This is a genomic window from Streptomyces sp. NPDC101166 (genome assembly GCF_044768125.1).
In the GTDB taxonomy this organism is placed as follows: domain Bacteria; phylum Actinomycetota; class Actinomycetes; order Streptomycetales; family Streptomycetaceae; genus Streptomyces.
On sequence record NZ_JBIWPF010000034.1, the window covers coordinates 33,316 to 48,519 of the forward strand.

General features: G+C 70.4%; 12 protein-coding genes, 1 rRNA gene, 2 pseudogenes and 1 riboswitch. Of the genes and pseudogenes, 3 read left to right on the plus strand and 12 right to left on the minus strand.

Translation table 11 applies throughout. The annotated features are described in order from the left end of the window. Positions 1 to 13 precede the first annotated feature (13 nt). On the plus strand, positions 14 to 433 hold the full coding sequence (locus tag ACIRS4_RS34715) for a molybdopterin-binding protein (RefSeq protein WP_404203662.1): 420 nt from the start codon (positions 14 to 16) through the stop codon (positions 431 to 433). 66 nt (positions 434 to 499) lie between these two features. On the opposite strand, the gene gcvP is transcribed toward ACIRS4_RS34715, so the two are convergent. Then, entirely contained in the window at positions 500 to 3,385 is a 2,886-nt protein-coding gene (gene gcvP, locus ACIRS4_RS34720; RefSeq protein ID WP_404203664.1) for an aminomethyl-transferring glycine dehydrogenase, read from the minus strand. Between the two features lie 175 nt (positions 3,386 to 3,560). After that, a riboswitch (glycine riboswitch) is annotated at positions 3,561 to 3,657 on the minus strand. Between the two features lie 113 nt (positions 3,658 to 3,770). On the opposite strand from gcvP, the gene ACIRS4_RS34725 reads away from it, so the two are divergent. Beyond that, positions 3,771 to 4,142 (plus strand): PRC-barrel domain-containing protein, encoded by a 372-nt coding sequence (locus tag ACIRS4_RS34725; protein WP_404203666.1) that lies wholly within the window; start codon positions 3,771 to 3,773, stop codon positions 4,140 to 4,142. Here the strand turns inward: ACIRS4_RS34725 and ACIRS4_RS34730 are convergent. From ACIRS4_RS34730 to ACIRS4_RS34740, 3 genes and pseudogenes are all read right to left on the minus strand, one after another. Then, positions 4,064 to 5,589 (minus strand): annotated as a pseudogene (locus ACIRS4_RS34730) (DNA polymerase IV). The gene ACIRS4_RS34725 and the pseudogene ACIRS4_RS34730 sit on opposite strands and share 79 nt — an antisense overlap. Positions 5,590 to 5,677: 88 nt before the next feature. Then, positions 5,678 to 6,361, minus strand: coding sequence for a MerR family transcriptional regulator (locus ACIRS4_RS34735; protein WP_404203668.1), 684 nt, complete (start codon positions 6,359 to 6,361; stop codon positions 5,678 to 5,680). A gap of 246 nt (positions 6,362 to 6,607) precedes the next feature. Beyond that, positions 6,608 to 7,081: a bifunctional nuclease family protein gene (locus tag ACIRS4_RS34740; RefSeq protein WP_055634823.1), complete on the minus strand. Its 474-nt coding sequence runs from the start codon at positions 7,079 to 7,081 to the stop codon at positions 6,608 to 6,610. 105 nt (positions 7,082 to 7,186) lie between these two features. Here ACIRS4_RS34740 and ACIRS4_RS34745 point away from each other — a divergent pair. Then, positions 7,187 to 7,387: pseudogene (locus ACIRS4_RS34745) on the plus strand (hypothetical protein); the annotation flags it as partial. Between the two features lie 173 nt (positions 7,388 to 7,560). Here the strand turns inward: ACIRS4_RS34745 and ACIRS4_RS34750 are convergent. The 8 genes from ACIRS4_RS34750 to rrf form a co-directional block, all read right to left on the minus strand. Continuing rightward, positions 7,561 to 8,298 carry a MerR family transcriptional regulator gene (locus ACIRS4_RS34750; protein ID WP_404203670.1) on the minus strand — a complete coding sequence of 246 codons (738 nt, stop codon included), beginning with the start codon at positions 8,296 to 8,298 and terminating at the stop codon, positions 7,561 to 7,563. 45 nt (positions 8,299 to 8,343) lie between these two features. Continuing rightward, on the minus strand, positions 8,344 to 9,228 hold the full coding sequence (locus tag ACIRS4_RS34755) for an FHA domain-containing protein (RefSeq protein ID WP_404203685.1): 885 nt from the start codon (positions 9,226 to 9,228) through the stop codon (positions 8,344 to 8,346). 82 nt (positions 9,229 to 9,310) lie between these two features. After that, entirely contained in the window at positions 9,311 to 10,360 is a 1,050-nt protein-coding gene (locus ACIRS4_RS34760) for a DUF881 domain-containing protein (RefSeq protein ID WP_404203672.1), read from the minus strand. A 5-nt stretch (positions 10,361 to 10,365) separates the two neighbouring features. Further along, positions 10,366 to 10,698 (minus strand): small basic family protein, encoded by a 333-nt coding sequence (locus tag ACIRS4_RS34765; RefSeq protein WP_030798533.1) that lies wholly within the window; start codon positions 10,696 to 10,698, stop codon positions 10,366 to 10,368. Further along, entirely contained in the window at positions 10,695 to 11,597 is a 903-nt protein-coding gene (locus ACIRS4_RS34770) for a DUF881 domain-containing protein (RefSeq protein ID WP_404203675.1), read from the minus strand. The genes ACIRS4_RS34765 and ACIRS4_RS34770 overlap by 4 nt, the downstream gene beginning before the upstream one ends. Positions 11,598 to 11,705: 108 nt before the next feature. Next, complete coding sequence (locus ACIRS4_RS34775) at positions 11,706 to 14,201, minus strand: sugar phosphate nucleotidyltransferase (protein ID WP_404203678.1); 2,496 nt, start codon at positions 14,199 to 14,201, stop codon at positions 11,706 to 11,708. A 111-nt stretch (positions 14,202 to 14,312) separates the two neighbouring features. Beyond that, entirely contained in the window at positions 14,313 to 14,921 is a 609-nt protein-coding gene (locus ACIRS4_RS34780) for a CDP-alcohol phosphatidyltransferase family protein (RefSeq protein ID WP_351098115.1), read from the minus strand. A gap of 110 nt (positions 14,922 to 15,031) precedes the next feature. Further along, positions 15,032 to 15,148 (minus strand): 5S ribosomal RNA (gene rrf, locus ACIRS4_RS34785). Positions 15,149 to 15,204: the final 56 nt, after the last annotated feature.

The window sequence follows — 15,204 nt, forward strand, 5'->3', positions numbered from 1 at the left end:
ACGGTGGATGCCCATGACCCTGAGCATCCGCAACCAGCTCCCCGGCACGGTCACCGCCGTCGCCCCCGGCGACGTGATGGCCACCGTCGGCATCCGCCTCACCAGCGGCCGGTCCGTCACCGCGGCGATCACCAGGGAGGCCGTGAACGGCCTCGATCTGGCGCCCGGCTCCGCCGTCCGCGCCCTGGTGAAGTCGACGGAGGTCGCGGTGGCCACCGGCCCGGTCGAGGGGCTGTCGATCCGCAATCAGATCCCCGGCACGGTCACCGGCATCGCCGTCGGCAGCGCGATGGCCTCGGTCGGGCTCGCCGTCGAGGACGGCGAACTGGTCGCCGTCATCACCCGGGAGGCCGTCGAGGACCTCGGTCTCACCGTCGGCTCCCACGCCGTCGCCCTCATCAAGGCGACCGAGGTGTCCCTGGCGACGGGATGAGACGCCCGAGGGCTCCCGCCCACAGGGGACGGGAGCCCTCGGCGCACCGGCGCGGGCCGCCCGGCGTCAGTCCTCGTAGGCGTCCAGCGGCGGGCAGGAGCACACCAGGTTCCGGTCGCCGAAGGCCTGGTCGATCCGGCGCACCGGCGGCCAGTACTTGTCGGCGGCCGACACCCCGGCCGGGAAGACGGCCTCCTCCCGCGAGTACGCGTGCTCCCACTGCCCGCCGAGCGCGGCGGCGGTGTGCGGTGCGTTGCGCAGCGGGTTGTCGTCGGCCGGCCACGCGCCCGAGGCGACCTTCTCGATCTCCGCACGGATGGCGATCATCGCCTCGCAGAACCGGTCCAGCTCGATGATGTCCTCGGACTCGGTGGGCTCGATCATCAGCGTCCCGGCCACCGGGAACGACATCGTCGGCGCGTGGAAGCCGTAGTCGATGAGCCGCTTGGCCACGTCGTCGACGCTCACCCCGGTCGCCTTGGTCAGCGGCCGCAGATCGATGATGCACTCGTGCGCGACGAGCCCGCCGGGGCCGGTGTACAGCACGGGGTAGTGCGGTTCGAGCCGCTTGGCGATGTAGTTGGCGCTGAGCACCGCCACCTGGGTGGCCCGCTTCAGCCCCTCCCCGCCCATGAGCCGCACATAGGCCCACGAGATCGGCAGGATGCCGGCGGAGCCCCAGGGCGCGGCCGAGATCGGTCCGACGCCCGTCTCGGGCCCCGCGGCGGGCTGCAGCGGGTGGTTCGGCAGGTACGGGGCGAGGTGCGAGCGCACGGCCACCGGGCCGACGCCGGGACCGCCGCCGCCGTGCGGGATGCAGAACGTCTTGTGCAGGTTCAGGTGGGAGACGTCACCGCCGAAGTGCCCCGGCTTGGCCAGCCCCACGAGCGCGTTGAGGTTGGCGCCGTCCACGTACACCTGGCCGCCGGCGTCGTGCACCTGGGCGCAGATGTCGGCGACGTGCTCTTCGAACACACCGTGCGTCGACGGGTAGGTGATCATCAGCACGGCGAGCTCGTCACGGTGCTTGTCGATCTTCGCCCGCAGGTCCTCGACGTCGATCTCGCCGTCGCCGGCGGTGGCGACGACGACGACCTTCATGCCGGCCATCACGGCACTGGCGGCGTTCGTCCCGTGCGCGGACGAGGGGATCAGGCACACCGTGCGCTGCTCGTCCCCGTTGGCCCGGTGGTAGCCGCGCACGGCGAGCAGCCCGGCCAGCTCGCCCTGCGAGCCCGCGTTGGGCTGGAGGGAGACCTTGTCGTAGCCGGTGACCTCGGCGAGCCGCTCCTCCAGTTCCCGGATGAGGGTGAGGTATCCCTGCGCCTGATCGGCGGGCGCGAAGGGGTGCAGTTGCCCGAACTCGGGCCAGGTGACCGGCTCCATCTCGGTGGTGGCGTTGAGCTTCATGGTGCACGAACCCAGCGGGATCATGCCCCGGTCCAGCGCGTAGTCCCGGTCGGACAGCCGGCGCAGGTAGCGCAGCATCGCGGTCTCGGAGCGGTGCTGGTGGAAGACGGGGTGGGTGAGGACCTCGTCGGCACGCAGCAGCCCCGTGGGCAGGGTGTCCTCGGTGACCGCGTCCAGCGCCGCGATGTCGCCCTCGGTCCCGAACGCGGCCCACACGGCGGTGATCTGGGCCCGCCCGGTGGTCTCGTCGCAGGCGATCGACACGTGGTCGGCGTCGACGAGGCGCAGGTTGACGCCGTTGCCCCGCGCGGCGGCGACGACGTCGGCGGCCCGGCCCGGCACACGGACGGTCAGCGTGTCGAAGTAGGAGCCGTGCACGACCTCGGCCCCGCCGGCCGTGAGCCCCGCGGCCAGGATCGTCGCGTACCGGTGCGTGCGCCGGGCGATCGCCCGCAGCCCCTCGGGGCCGTGGTACACCGCGTACATCCCGGCCATGACGGCGAGCAGCACCTGAGCCGTGCAGATGTTGCTGGTCGCCTTCTCCCGCCGGATGTGCTGCTCGCGCGTCTGCAGCGCCAGCCGGTAGGCCTTGTCGCCGTCCACGTCGACGGAGACGCCCACGAGCCGCCCGGGCAGGCTCCGCGCGAACTTCTCCTGGACGGCCATGTAGCCGGCGTGCGGCCCGCCGAAGCCCATCGGCACACCGAACCGCTGCGTCGTGCCGACGGCGATGTCCGCGCCCAGCTCCCCGGGCGAGGTCAGCAGCGTCAGAGCGAGCAGGTCGGCAGCGACGACGACGAGCGCGCCCAGCTCGTGGGCCTGGTCGATGACGGGCTTGATGTCCCGTACGACGCCGGAGGCGCCTGGGTACTGGAGCAGCACGCCGTTGATCTCACGGCCGGCGATCTCGGCGGGGATGCCGTCGGCGAGGTCTGCGACGACCACCTCGACGCCGGTCGGCTCGGCGCGGGTCTCGATCACGGCGATCGTCTGCGGCAGCACGTCCGCGTCGATCAGGAAGAGACCCTTCTTGTTCTTGCCCATGCGGCGGGCCAGCGCCATCGCCTCGGCGGCGGCCGTCCCCTCGTCGAGCAGCGAGGCGCCCGAGGTGGGCAGCCCGGTCAGGTCGGCGACCATGGTCTGGAAGTTCAGCAGGGCCTCCAGCCGGCCCTGCGAGATCTCCGGCTGATAGGGCGTGTAGGCCGTGTACCAGGCCGGGTTCTCCATGACGTTGCGCAGGATGACGGGCGGCGTGAACGTGCCGTAGTACCCGAGGCCGATCATGGGGGCGAGGACCTCGTTGCGGTCGGCGAGCGACCGCAGCTCGGCCAGCACCTCGGCCTCGGTGCGCGCGCCGGGCAGGTCCAGCGCGTCGGCGTTCTTGATCACATCCGGGACGGAGGCGGCGGTCAGCTCGTCCAGCGAGCCGTATCCGACCTGCGCGAGCATCTTGGCCCGCGCCTCCTGGTCAGGGCCGATGTGGCGCTGCTCGAAGGGGATTCCCTGTTCGAGGTCGGAGAGCGGAATGCGATGGGCGGTCATTGCGGAGGCCTCCTGGTCTGACGCGACCTTCGAGGGGCACCACTGGCGCGGGTACCCGGACGGCCTCCCCCTCTGTCATCTCAACCTGAGAGTTTCACCGGCCGCCCGTGGGCGTCCGGTTTTCACCGTCGGTGAGAGCGGCAACTCGCGCCACCGCTCTGCTTTCCAGAGTGACCTCGTCCGTGCGGTACGTGGGCCTGAGAGATTCCGGGGAGGATTTGCTCCTTCGGCGCCTCCGATGGCGTCTCGGAGGACTCTCCCGCACGGGGTCAGCAGCCGTTGCCAGACTACCAGCGGGGTCAACGCCCCTCCTTTCGAGTGGCCGCCCGTCCGGTTGTGCTCTTTTGTAGTGCTTACGGATGAGGTGCGACCACGTGGAGGGCCCGTGCAGACCGACATCGATCCGCGCAACCTGATCGGCCGCAAGGCGTTCGACCGCAACGGCGCCAAGATCGGCACGGTGGACGAGGTCTACCTCGACGACGCGACCGGCGTGCCGGAATGGGCCGCCATACGCACCGGCCTCTTCTCCCGTGACGCCTTCGTCCCGCTGGAGCCCAGCGAACTGGTGGAGGGCGCGCTGCGCATCCCCTTCGAGCGGACCCTGATCAAGGAGGCCCCCGACTTCGGCGTGGGCCGCCACCTCTCCCCCGAGCAGGAGCTCCAGCTCTACCACCACTACGGCCTCGACGTGGCCGCCCCTCCCCCGCTGCCCGACCACGACTTCGGCAGACTCGCCGGCTCGGACGACACCTGAGCCGCGCCGCAGGTCACCGGGTCGGGGCCGTGCGGGGCCCGGGCCCGGGCGCAGCCGCACGCGGGGCTGCCTCCGTCTCGGGCGGCGGTCCGGCGCCGGGCGTCCCCGGGGGCGCGCCGGGCACCAGGGGCAGCGGGTCCGCCGGCTCCAGGGCGGGGTCGTCGACCCGGAACGTCCGCACCCGGCCCACATCCGACCAGGGCGTCTCGAAACGCACGGTGACCCGGCCGAGGCCGCTGCCCTGCACCCAGCCGTGCCCCAGCTCGGCGTGGCGTATGTCGAGCCCCGGACGCCACCGGTGTTCCGCGGGCGTCTCCTCCCGCTCGGCTGACTCACGCGCCGGCTCCTCCTCGGGCGCCGCCGACATCCGCTCCCCCGCGGCCTGTGCGAACAGGTCCTCCTGCGTGTAGTCCGCCAGGCCGCTGACTCCCACGCCGAGCAGCCGCACCCCTCCCGTGGTGTCCACGGATTCCAGCAGCCGCGCCGCCGCCTCCCGCACCACGGCGGGGTCGTCGGTGGGCCCGCGCAGGGTCTCGGACCGGGTGAGCGTGGAGAAGTCGTAGCGCCGTACCTTCAAAACGATCGTCCGTCCCGACAGCCCGGCCTCGCGCAGCCTGCGCACGCACCGGTCCGCCAGCCGCCCGACCTCCAGCCCCACCCGCAGCCGGTCGTGGATGTCCACGTCGTAGGTGTCCTCCACGGACACCGACTTGGTCTCCCGCTCGGCCACCACCGGCCGCTCGTCCCGCGCCAGCGCCATGCCGTACAGCGCGTGTCCGTGCGCCTTGCCCAGCAGCCGTACGAGTTCGTCCTCGCCGGCCTCGGCGAGCTCGTCGACCGTGGTGATCCCCGCCCGTCTGAGATGGTCGCCGGTCGCAGGCCCCACGCCCGGCAGCGTCCGCACCGACATCGGGCCGAGCAGCGCCCGCTCGGTCCCCGGCTCGATCAGCACCAGCCCGTCCGGCTTGGCCCGCTCCGAGGCGATCTTCGCGAGCATCTTGGAGGCGGCCAGCCCCACCGACCCCGTGAGCCCCGTGACGGCACGGATGTCCGCGCGCAGCCGGACCCCGGCCGCCTGCGCCGACACACCGTCCCAGGCCGCTCCCCCGGCCTCCAGGTCGACGAACGCCTCGTCCAGGCTGAGCGGCTCCACCAGCGGGGACAGGGCCCGCAGCAGCGCCATCACCTGGTCGCTGATGGCGCGGTAGAACATGAACCGCGGCACCAGGTAGGCGGCGTTCGGAGCCAGCCGGCGCGCCTGCCCCATGGGCATCGCCGAGTGCACCCCGAACACCCGCGCCTCGTACGAGGCGGTGGCCACCACCCCGCGCGGCCCGAGGCCCCCCACGATCACGGCCTTCCCGCGCAGGCTCGGCTTGGACGCCTGCTCCGCCTGCGCGAAGAAGGCATCCATGTCGAGGTGCAGGATGGTGGGCGCGTTTCTCACATCTCCGATGCTGCACCACACCACTGACAACGGCGTCACACCGCGGTCTCCGACGGCCGAGAGGCCGCCGGAAAGGCTCCCCGGAAGGTCAGACCGCCCGGTTGCGCCGCCGCGCCAGCTCGTCGGCCGGGTTGTGCCCCACGAGCGTCTCCCCGGTGTCGAGGCGTTCCCCGTGCAGCTGCGACAGCGCGCTCTCGACGTCCCGCCAGACCACGCCCACCGCGATGCCGAAGACTCCCTGGCCGCCCTGAAGCAGCGCGTGGACCTCGTCGGGGGACGTGCACTCGTAGACCGTGGCCCCGTCGCTCATCAGCGTCAGCCGCTCCAGATCACGGAACCCGCGCTCACGCAGGTGCTGGACGGCGGTGCGGATGTTCTGCAGCGACACCCCCGTGTCCAGGAACCGCTTGACGATCTTCAGGACGACGACGTCCCGGAAGCTGTACAGACGCTGGGTGCCCGACCCGTGGGCGGGCCGCACGCTCGGCTCGACGAGCCCCGTGCGGGCCCAGTAGTCCAATTGCCGGTAGGTGATGCCCGCGGCCGCGCAGGCCGTCGGACCCCGGTAGCCGATCTGTTCGGACGCCATGGACGCCGCCCCTCCGCCGCTCGGCACGGCCGCCGGCCGCTGCGAAGCCTGCGGGGCCGCACTGCCGTGACCGGGATGCCCCCCGCTCGCACGCAGCCGAGAGCCTGGGGGCGGGTACGGACCGCCACCCCCGACACCGAATCCGGGGGCACCCCCAGCCGTACCGTCGCCGCTGCTTCTCACGCCGACCTCCGTCCTTGACCTGCCTCTCGACGGTAGGCAGTCACCGGGGGTGCGTCAACGATCGCCACACTCGCCACGCCGGGTGATAATCACCCTAAGAGTGGTTTCCCGCACCCCGTCGCGGGGAAAGGCTAGCCGAATGCGCTGAGAAGGAGCCGTAGGACGCTCTCACTCGCCCCCGGCAATTGCCGGGAACCGGCCCTGCCGCAACGCCCCCTCGGAAGTGCCGGCAGCGCCCCGCGAGGCCTACTGATTGCTGGTGCCGAAGTCCTCCGGGGAGATCTGGTCGAGGAACTCGCGGAACTTCTCCACCTCGTCCTCCTGCTCGTCCGGGATCGCGATGCCCGCGTCGTCCAGCACCGTGTCGCTGCCGAAGATCGGCGTCCCGGTGCGCAGGGCCAGCGCTATGGCGTCGGAGGGGCGGGCGCTCACCTCGACCCCGCTGGCGAAGACCAGCTCGGCGTAGAAGACGCCCTCACGCAGATCCGTGATGCGCACTTCCGTGAGCTCCTGGCCGACAGCCTCCAGCACGTCCTTGAACAGATCGTGGGTCAGCGGCCGCGCCGGAGCCATGCCCTGCTGGGCGAAGGCGATGGCCGTCGCCTCCCCCGGCCCGATCCAGATCGGGAGGTAACGGTCGCCTCCCACTTCACGCAGCAGCACGATCGGTTGGTTGGAGGGCATCTCGACCCGGACACCTACGACATCGAGCTCGTTCACACAGCAACCCTAGGCCGTGCCCGGGACGTTTGGGTAGTCGGGCCGGGAACGGTTGACCGATCCGGCCGCCGCGCGCAGCACCCGGGCGGGCCTGCGCCAGGGGCTCTCGGGCCCTACACCGTCCCCGTGGACACCATGGTGTGGCTCGGCGGGGTCGTCATGCCGGTCTCGATGGTGGGCGGGTTCCTCGTCAGCGGTGCTCTCGGCGCCGGACCGATGGGGGCGATCCTCGCCGCCGAGCTGAAGGACGCGGCTCTTTGGCGGATCAAGTCGCAAGAAAGCAGCGGGACCGGTCGGCCCAGCTGAGCGGGGTCTGGTGCGTCCGACTGCAAGGCGGAGGAGGGAGGCGACGCGACGGGGGTACCTCCCGCGCGAGCGAAGCCGAGCGTGGGGGAGTCGGCGAGTGACGACAACGCCGCAGGTGGGCGTGCCAGACCCCGCGTCGGCGGCATGATCCGCCGGACAGCCGCCAAGCCCCCTCAGGGCAGCCGCACTCCGAGCGCGGTCTGCACCAGCGCCGAGTGCAGCCGGACCGTGAGGTCCGCCAGCTCCTTCGTACGGGCCTGCGCATGCGCCCTCGTCTGCGGATTGCGGTGCAGCTTGAGCGGGGCGACCACCTGGTCCACCAGCCCCGCCTCACGATCCGCGGCCGCCTTCATCACCCGCAGATGCCGGGGCTCGATGCCGAACCGGCCCAGTTCGGCCACCAGTGCGGCGACGGTGGCCGCCTCGGCGTCGTAGACCCCGTCGGCGAGCGGCACCACCAGCCCGTACGACTCCCACTCGTCGAGATCACGCTCGTCGATCCCGGCGGCGGCCAGCAGCTCGGCCCGGCCGATACGGGCGACGGTGGGAGCGTCGGACGCCTCCGGGACGGTCTCGCCGTCCCGCTGCCGGCCCACCGTGGGAAGCGGTGCGGCCTCGCCGCGCTCCATGGCGTCCAGATGCTCGCGGATCACCTTGAGCGGCAGATAGTGGTCTCGCTGCATCCGCAGCACATGGCCGAGGCGCTCGACGTCCCCGGCGCTGAACTTGCGGTACCCGGACGGGGTCCGCTGCGGCTCGACGAGCCCTTCGGCCTCCAGGAAACGGATCTTGGAGATCGTCACCTCGGGGAACTCGTCGCGCAGCACGTTCAGCACCGTGCCGATGCTCATCAGACCACCGTCCGCGGCGGCGGCGCCGTGCCCGGCACCGCCCCTCGGTGTTCGAAGCATGGACCTTCCCTTGGGGGGTGCCCCCGGGACGCTCCCGGGGGAGGGTCAGTAGCCTCGCTGGCTCGCGTAGAAGACCAGCCGGTACTTGCCGATCTGCACCTCGTCGCCGTTCGACAGGGGAACCTCGTCGATCCGCTCGCGGTTGACGTACGTTCCGTTCAGGCTGCCGACGTCGGCCACCGTGAACGAACCGTCCTGGCCGCGCCGGAACTCCACATGGCGACGCGAGACGGTCACGTCGTCCAGGAAGATGTCGCTCTGCGGGTGACGCCCCGCCGTGGTCAGATCGCCGTCCAGCAGGAAGCGGCTGCCCGAGTTGGGACCGCGGCGCACGACCAGCAGCGCCGAACCCAACGGCAGCGCGTCGACCGCGGCCTGAGCCTCGGGCGAGAGCGCCGGCAACTGCGTCTGCCCGGTGACCTCGGCGTCGTACGCCTCCAGACCCGAGATGGAGATCGTGGACGTCGTCTCCGACGCCCGCTCCGGCGTCACGCCCGGCCTGAGCGGCGCGCCACAGTTGGAGCAGAAGCGACTGTTCTCCGCGTTGCGGTTACCGCACCTCGTACACACCAGGGCCGACATAGGGGAAAACCCTCCACCCGTAGTTGAGGTTGACGGTTGCCCGAAACCTATGCCGCCGGACTGGGCGGGGTCAACAGACGCCGCGCCCTGACCACCGGGAATGTCACCGCCCGAACCACCCACCTGGTCCCGGAACAGCGGCCGCTGGCCTTCCGCGTCCGGCTGCGCACGATGGCGCGCGGTCGCGTTGTCGCTGCCTTCTCGCGCGCTCTTGCCGAACAACTTCGCAAACAACTTCACGGGCGATTCCCCTTGACCGAAACAGACCCGCCCGTGGGGCAGGACGAACCCTGACTGAATACACCGGCCGACCCGGACATCTTCACAACGTCCGTAGCCACCAGACAGTTTCCACCACGCACCACCCGATCGGTGCGCCGACCCCCCGCAACCTCATGCCCCTGCCCGACGACCGCCATGCACCGCCGGTTCACTGCGAGGACGACCGAGCGTAGTCAGGCTGCTTCGCCGCTCGCAAGGCGTCCACGACGATCTTGGTGGATCGCTCGACGGTCACGGTGGCCTGCTCCTTCTCCAGGGTCTGCACGACGCCTCCAGGGATGTTGAGCGCCGGTTCGAGGTCCTGCGGCTTGCCGATGACCTTGAAACGATAGGGCGCGTTGATCTTGTTCCCGTCGACGCTCACGGAGTTGTCGGAATCGGTGAGGTACGTGCCGGCGACCACCCGCACGTCGTTCACCTGGATCGCCTCCGCCCCCGCCGCGCGCAGCTCCTGGATCGCGTCGAGCAGCATGTCCGCCTCGACCGTCCCCTTCTTGTCATCGATGGTCACAGTGATGCCGGGCCCCTCGGCGGCCACCGTGCCCGCCAGGATGCCGAGTTGCTTCTCCTTCTCGACCGTCTGCCGACGGGCCTCCTCGGCCTGGTCCGAACTGTTCTCCAGCTCCTGACGCTGCTTCTCGAGACCCTGCTTCTCGTCCTCTAGACGCTGACTGCGGTCATCCAGTTCATCGAGGATGCGCACGAGGTCCTCCTGGCGCGCACCGCGCAGGGCGTTTCCGCTCTCGCTGTTGGAGGCGACCTGCACGGCCAGACCGAAGCCGAGACCGAACAGCAGCAGCGCGACGATGAGTTGGGCCCGGGTGACACGCGGCGGCCACAGCCCCTGCACCAGCCGCTGCCGCCCGGTCAGCGACGGCTCGGGGTCCTCGCCGGGGGCCCATCCGGGAGGCTCCTCCGCAGACGGCGTCGGAGACTTCGCTTCGGCTGCGGCAGCGGGGCCGGCCGCAGCGGGCGCCGCCTCGGCGGTCCCGGGGCGCGTCTCCTGCGCCGGGACCTCGGCGGGCAACTCCTTGCGCAACAGCTGGGTCGTGGGCGTCTCGTCCTGCCGCGGGGCCTGGTCACGGTGCGTCCCCTGCCCCTGACGGGGGGTCTCGCTGCGGGGCGCGGCCTCCTGGCGGAGTGCCTCGTCGCGGTGCGACGTCTCGTCCGGTCGCGAAGTCCTGTCCTGGTCGCTCATCGGCCTCACGCCCTGAAGACGTGCCGGCGGATGGCCGCGGCGTTGGAGAAGATGCGGATGCCCAGCACGACCACGACGCCCGTGGACAGCTGCGACCCGACGCCCAACTCGTCGCCCAGGAAGACGATCAGCGCGGCCACGACCACGTTCGACAGGAACGACACGACGAACACCTTGTCGTCGAAGATCCCGTCCAGCATGGCCCGCAGACCACCGAACACGGCGTCCAGCGCCGCCACGACGGCGATCGGCAGATAAGGCACGACGGCCGCCGGAATCTCGGGCTGGACCAAGAGGCCGGCCACGACTCCCACGACGAGGCCCAGTACGGCGATCACGATGTGCCCTTCTCACTCTTCTCGGTGCTTGGCTGTGCTGTGCGTACGATCACACTCGGCGCTGCGGGCAGCTTGACGTCGCTCTCCACCGAGATGGCGGTCCGGATGCCGAAGTTCTCCTGGAGGGCGCTCAGATACAACCCGTCGGAGCTGTCCTGGAAAGCGGTGCTGAGGTTCTTCCCGTCACCCACCGCGAGGACGGTGTACGGGGGCACCAGCGGACGGTTGTCGACCAGTATCGCGTCGCCCGCCGCCCTGATGGCCGACAGCGCCGTCAGCCGCTGCCCGTTGATCGAGACGGCCTCCGCGCCCGACGCCCACAGCCCGTTGACGACCCGCTGCATGTCACGGTCGCGTACCCGGCCGGTGTCGGAGAACCCCGTCGTCTCGCGCGGGTTCCCCCCGCCTCCCGGGGACGCCTCCTCGGCGTCGTCCACGACCAGCTTCACGCCGGGCCCGTGCACCCCGACGGCACCCGCGAGCATCCCCGCCAGCACCGCCTGGCCGCCGCCGCTGTCGCGGAGCGCCTCCCGCTGCCGCGCGCTCACGTCGTCGCGCAGCTCGTCGACGTCGCCTTCCAGCTTGTCGGCCGCCTCGGTCTCGTGATCGATGCGGTCGATCAGTTCCTCGCGCTCCTTGGCGACGGCGGGGGCGGCGACGCGCGCCTGCACCCCGCCCACCGTCACCACGAGGGCGGCGAGCACCAGCCCGGCGGCGAGACCGAGCTTCGCCCGCACCGTTCTGGGCATCCCGCCCGAGCCGTCGGCCCGCTTACGAGTGGCGGCCTCGGCATAGCCTTCGTCGAGGCTGTGGTCCATGACGTTGGTGAGCAGCGACATGGACGCGTCCGGGCGCGACCCGAGCGCGGGTGTGCTCCGAACGGGGGGCTGCTGCGGCATGCCGCACATCGTCGCACGTCGCCACCGATACCTCCGAATGGCCCCACCGGCGTGCCGGACGGGCCCCCTCGCGGAGGCCCGTCCGGCACGTACCCGTGGGTGCGCGGCTCAGCGCCCGGCGCTGTCCACGACCGCCGACCACTCGTCCAGCAGGGCCTGCGCGGAGGCGTCGTCCGGCCCTTCCGCCCACAGATGGGTGACCGCCTCGGCCGGGTCCGGCAGGACCATCACCCAGCGGCCGTCCGCCTCGACCACGCGGACGCCGTCGGTGGTGTCCACGAAGCGGTCTCCGGCCGCCTCGACGACGCGCCGCATCACGAGCCCCTTGACGGCCCACGGGGTCGCCAGATCCCGCTTCAGGACGTGCGCCCGCGGAATCCGCGCGTCGATCTGGCTCAGCGTGAGCTGCGTCCGGGCCACGAGCCCGATCAGCCGCACGAAGGCCGCAGTGCCGTCGAAGACGCTGCTGAACTCGGGGACGATGAAGCCGCCCCGGCCGTCACCGCCGAAGATGGTCGAGTCGTCGCGCCCGACCCGGGTCAGGTCGTCGGGCGAGGTCGTCGTCCATTCGACCTGCGTGCCGTGGTAGGCCGCCACCTGCTCGGCGATCCGCGTCGTGGTCACCGGCAGGGCGACCCGCCCGCTGCGCCGCTCGGCGGCCACCAGGTCGAGCAGGACGAGCAGCGCCCGGTCGTCCTCGATGATCCGGCCCTTCTCGTCGACGAGCGAGAGCCGTTCGCCCACCGGGTCGAACCGCACGCCGAACGCGGCACGCGAGGACGCCACGATCTCCCCGAGGCGCACCAGCCCGGACCGCCGCTGGTCGGCGGACTCCGTCGGCCTGGACTCGTTCAGGCCCGGGTTGATGGTCAGCGAGTCCACCCCGAGCTTGCCGAGCAGACTCGGCAGGACGAGCCCGGCGCTGCCGTTGGAGGCGTCCACGACGACCTTCAGCCCGGACTCGGCGATCCCGGTGATGTCCACGTTGCGCAGCAGCGACCCGGTGTACGAGTCGAAGACGCTCGCAGGGAAGTGCAGGTCGCCGATCTCGCCGGGGAACGCCCGCCGGTACTCCTGCCGCGCGAACACCCGGTCCAGCTTGCGCTGGCTGCCCTGCGACAGGTCGGCGCCCCGCCCGTCGAAGAACATGATGTCCACGGAGTCCGGCACTCCGGGCGATGTCCGGATCATGATGCCGCCGGCGCTGCCCCGCGCGGTCTGCTGCCGCGCCACCGGCAGCGGCACGTTCTCCAGGTCCCGTACGTCGATGGCGCTGGCCTGGAGCGCGGAGATCACCGCCCGCTTCAGTGCCCGCGCGCCACGGGAATGGTCGCGGGCCGTGGTGACGGTCGAGCCCTTCTTCAGGGTGGTCGCGTAGGCGCCGGCGAGGCGCACCGCCAGCTCGGGCGTGATCTCGACGTTCAGGATGCCGGAGACGCCGCGGGCGCCGAAGAGGTGCGCCTGGCCGCGGGACTCCCAGATCACGGAGGTGTTGACGAACGCGCCGGCTTCGATGGTCTTGAACGGATAGACCCGCACGTTGCCCTGAACGATCGATTCTTCACCGATCAGGCATTCGTCGCCGATGACCGCGCCGTCCTCGATGCGGGCGGCCCGCATGATGTCGGTGTTCTTTCCGACGACACAGCCGCGCAGATTGCTGTGCTGCCCGATGTACACGTTGTCGTGCACGACGGCCTTGTGCAGGAAGGCGCCGCTCTTGACGACGACGTTGGAGCCGACGACGGAGTGCTCGCGGATTTCCGCGCCGGCCTCCACCTTCGCGTAGTCCCCGATGTAGAGGGGGCCGCGCAGAACGGCGTCCGGGTGCACTTCGGCGCCTTCGGCCACCCACACGCCCGGCGAGATCTCGAAGCCGTCGAGCTCGACGTCGACCTTGCCTTCCAGAACGTCGGCCTGGGCCTTCACATAGCTCTCGTGCGTGCCGACGTCCTCCCAGTAGCCCTCGGCGACATAGCCGTAGATCGGCTTGCCTTCCTTCATCAGCTGGGGGAAGACATCGCCGGACCAGTCCACGGGAACGTCGGCTTCCACGTAGTCGAAGACCTCGGGCTCCATCACGTAGATGCCCGTGTTCACGGTGTCCGAGAAGACCTGGCCCCAGGTCGGCTTCTCCAGGAAGCGTTCGACCTTGCCTTCCTCGTCGACGATCGTGATACCGAATTCAAGGGGGTTGGGCACGCGCGTGAGGCAGACCGTGACCAGAGCGCCCTTTTCCTTGTGGAAGTTGATGAGATCGGTGAGGTCGAAGTCGGTCAGGGCATCGCCGGAGATGACGAGGAAGGCGTCGTCCTTCAACGCCTCCTCCGCGTTCTTGACGCTTCCGGCGGTACCGAGTGGCTTCTCCTCGTTGGCATAGCTGAGCTCCATTCCGAGCTCCTCGCCGTCACCGAAGTAGTTCTTGACCAGGGAGGCCAGGAACTGCACGGTGACGACGGTCTCGTTGAGCCCATGCCTTTTGAGCAGCCTGAGCACGTGCTCCATGATCGGCCGGTTGGCCACCGGCAGGAGCGGCTTGGGCATGCTCGAGGTCATAGGGCGAAGGCGAGTGCCTTCGCCTCCGGCCATCACGACGGCCTTCATGTCGGAAGCGTCCTCCTTGAAGAGACGGTCTAGCCGACTTCACCCGTCCAGATTGTCCCGCACTTTTCCCCCGCGGGCCATCGAGCCGCTCTTGACCGGCAATCGGTGGGCTCAGTCGGCCATGACGTCCGCACGGACCAGGCGGCGGACTTGTACCACGTAGAGGACTCCTGCCCACCAGTACAGGGTTGTACCCCAACCTGCGAACGCCCATCCGAAAACAGCCGCCAGTGAAGCGAGCCATCCGCTTCCGTCGCTGAGCAGCAGAAGCGGGAACGCGTACATCAGGTTGAACGTGGCGGCCTTCCCCAGGAAGTTCACCTGGGGCGGCGGATAGCCGTGCCGTCTGAGGATGCCCACCATCACCAGCAGAACGAGTTCCCGGGCGAGAAGTACAGCGGTCAACCAGAGGGGCAGAATCTCCCGCCAGGTGAGGCCGACCAGGGTGGAGAGAATGTAGAGCCGGTCGGCGGCCGGGTCGAGAAGCCGGCCGAGGCTGCTGATCTGGTTCCAGCGCCTCGCCAGCTTGCCGTCCAGGTAGTCGCTCACCCCGCTCAGGGCCAGCACGAGGAGAGCCCAGCCGTCGCTCTGCGGGCCTCCGAACTCGGGCCTGAGAATCAGCCACAGGAAGAGGGGCACGCCGACGAGACGCGCCATGCTGAGGATGTTGGGGATGGTGAGGACCCGGTCGGTCTGAACACGGGTCTCCTGGACCTCCACCCGGGGGCCTCCAGTAGGAAACGAACCAACGATGCTCCCCGACCCTACCTCAACGCAAAAAAGCTCTGGCTCTCGGGCTGAGATGCCCAAGAGCCAGAGCTCTAAAAGGAGTTCGGCGGCGTCCTACTCTCCCACAGGGTCCCCCCTGCAGTACCATCGGCGCTGTGAGGCTTAGCTTCCGGGTTCGGAATGTAACCGGGCGTTTCCCTCACGCTATAACCACCGAAACACTATGAAACTGTTTCAGCCGCACCACGCTGTGGCAGCGTGGGGCCGTTCGTGG

Bases quoted from the DNA above. Each gene is read 5' to 3' on its own strand.
- ACIRS4_RS34715 (WP_404203662.1), top strand. From the start codon at position 14: ATGACCCTGAGCATCCGCAACCAGCTCCCCGGCACGGTCACCGCCGTC.
- gcvP (WP_404203664.1), bottom strand. From the start codon at position 3,385: ATGACCGCCCATCGCATTCCGCTCTCCGACCTCGAACAGGGAATCCCC.
- ACIRS4_RS34750 (WP_404203670.1), bottom strand. From the start codon at position 8,298: ATGCTTCGAACACCGAGGGGCGGTGCCGGGCACGGCGCCGCCGCCGCG.
- ACIRS4_RS34760 (WP_404203672.1), bottom strand. From the start codon at position 10,360: ATGAGCGACCAGGACAGGACTTCGCGACCGGACGAGACGTCGCACCGC.
- ACIRS4_RS34770 (WP_404203675.1), bottom strand. From the start codon at position 11,597: ATGCCGCAGCAGCCCCCCGTTCGGAGCACACCCGCGCTCGGGTCGCGC.
- ACIRS4_RS34775 (WP_404203678.1), bottom strand. From the start codon at position 14,201: ATGAAGGCCGTCGTGATGGCCGGAGGCGAAGGCACTCGCCTTCGCCCT.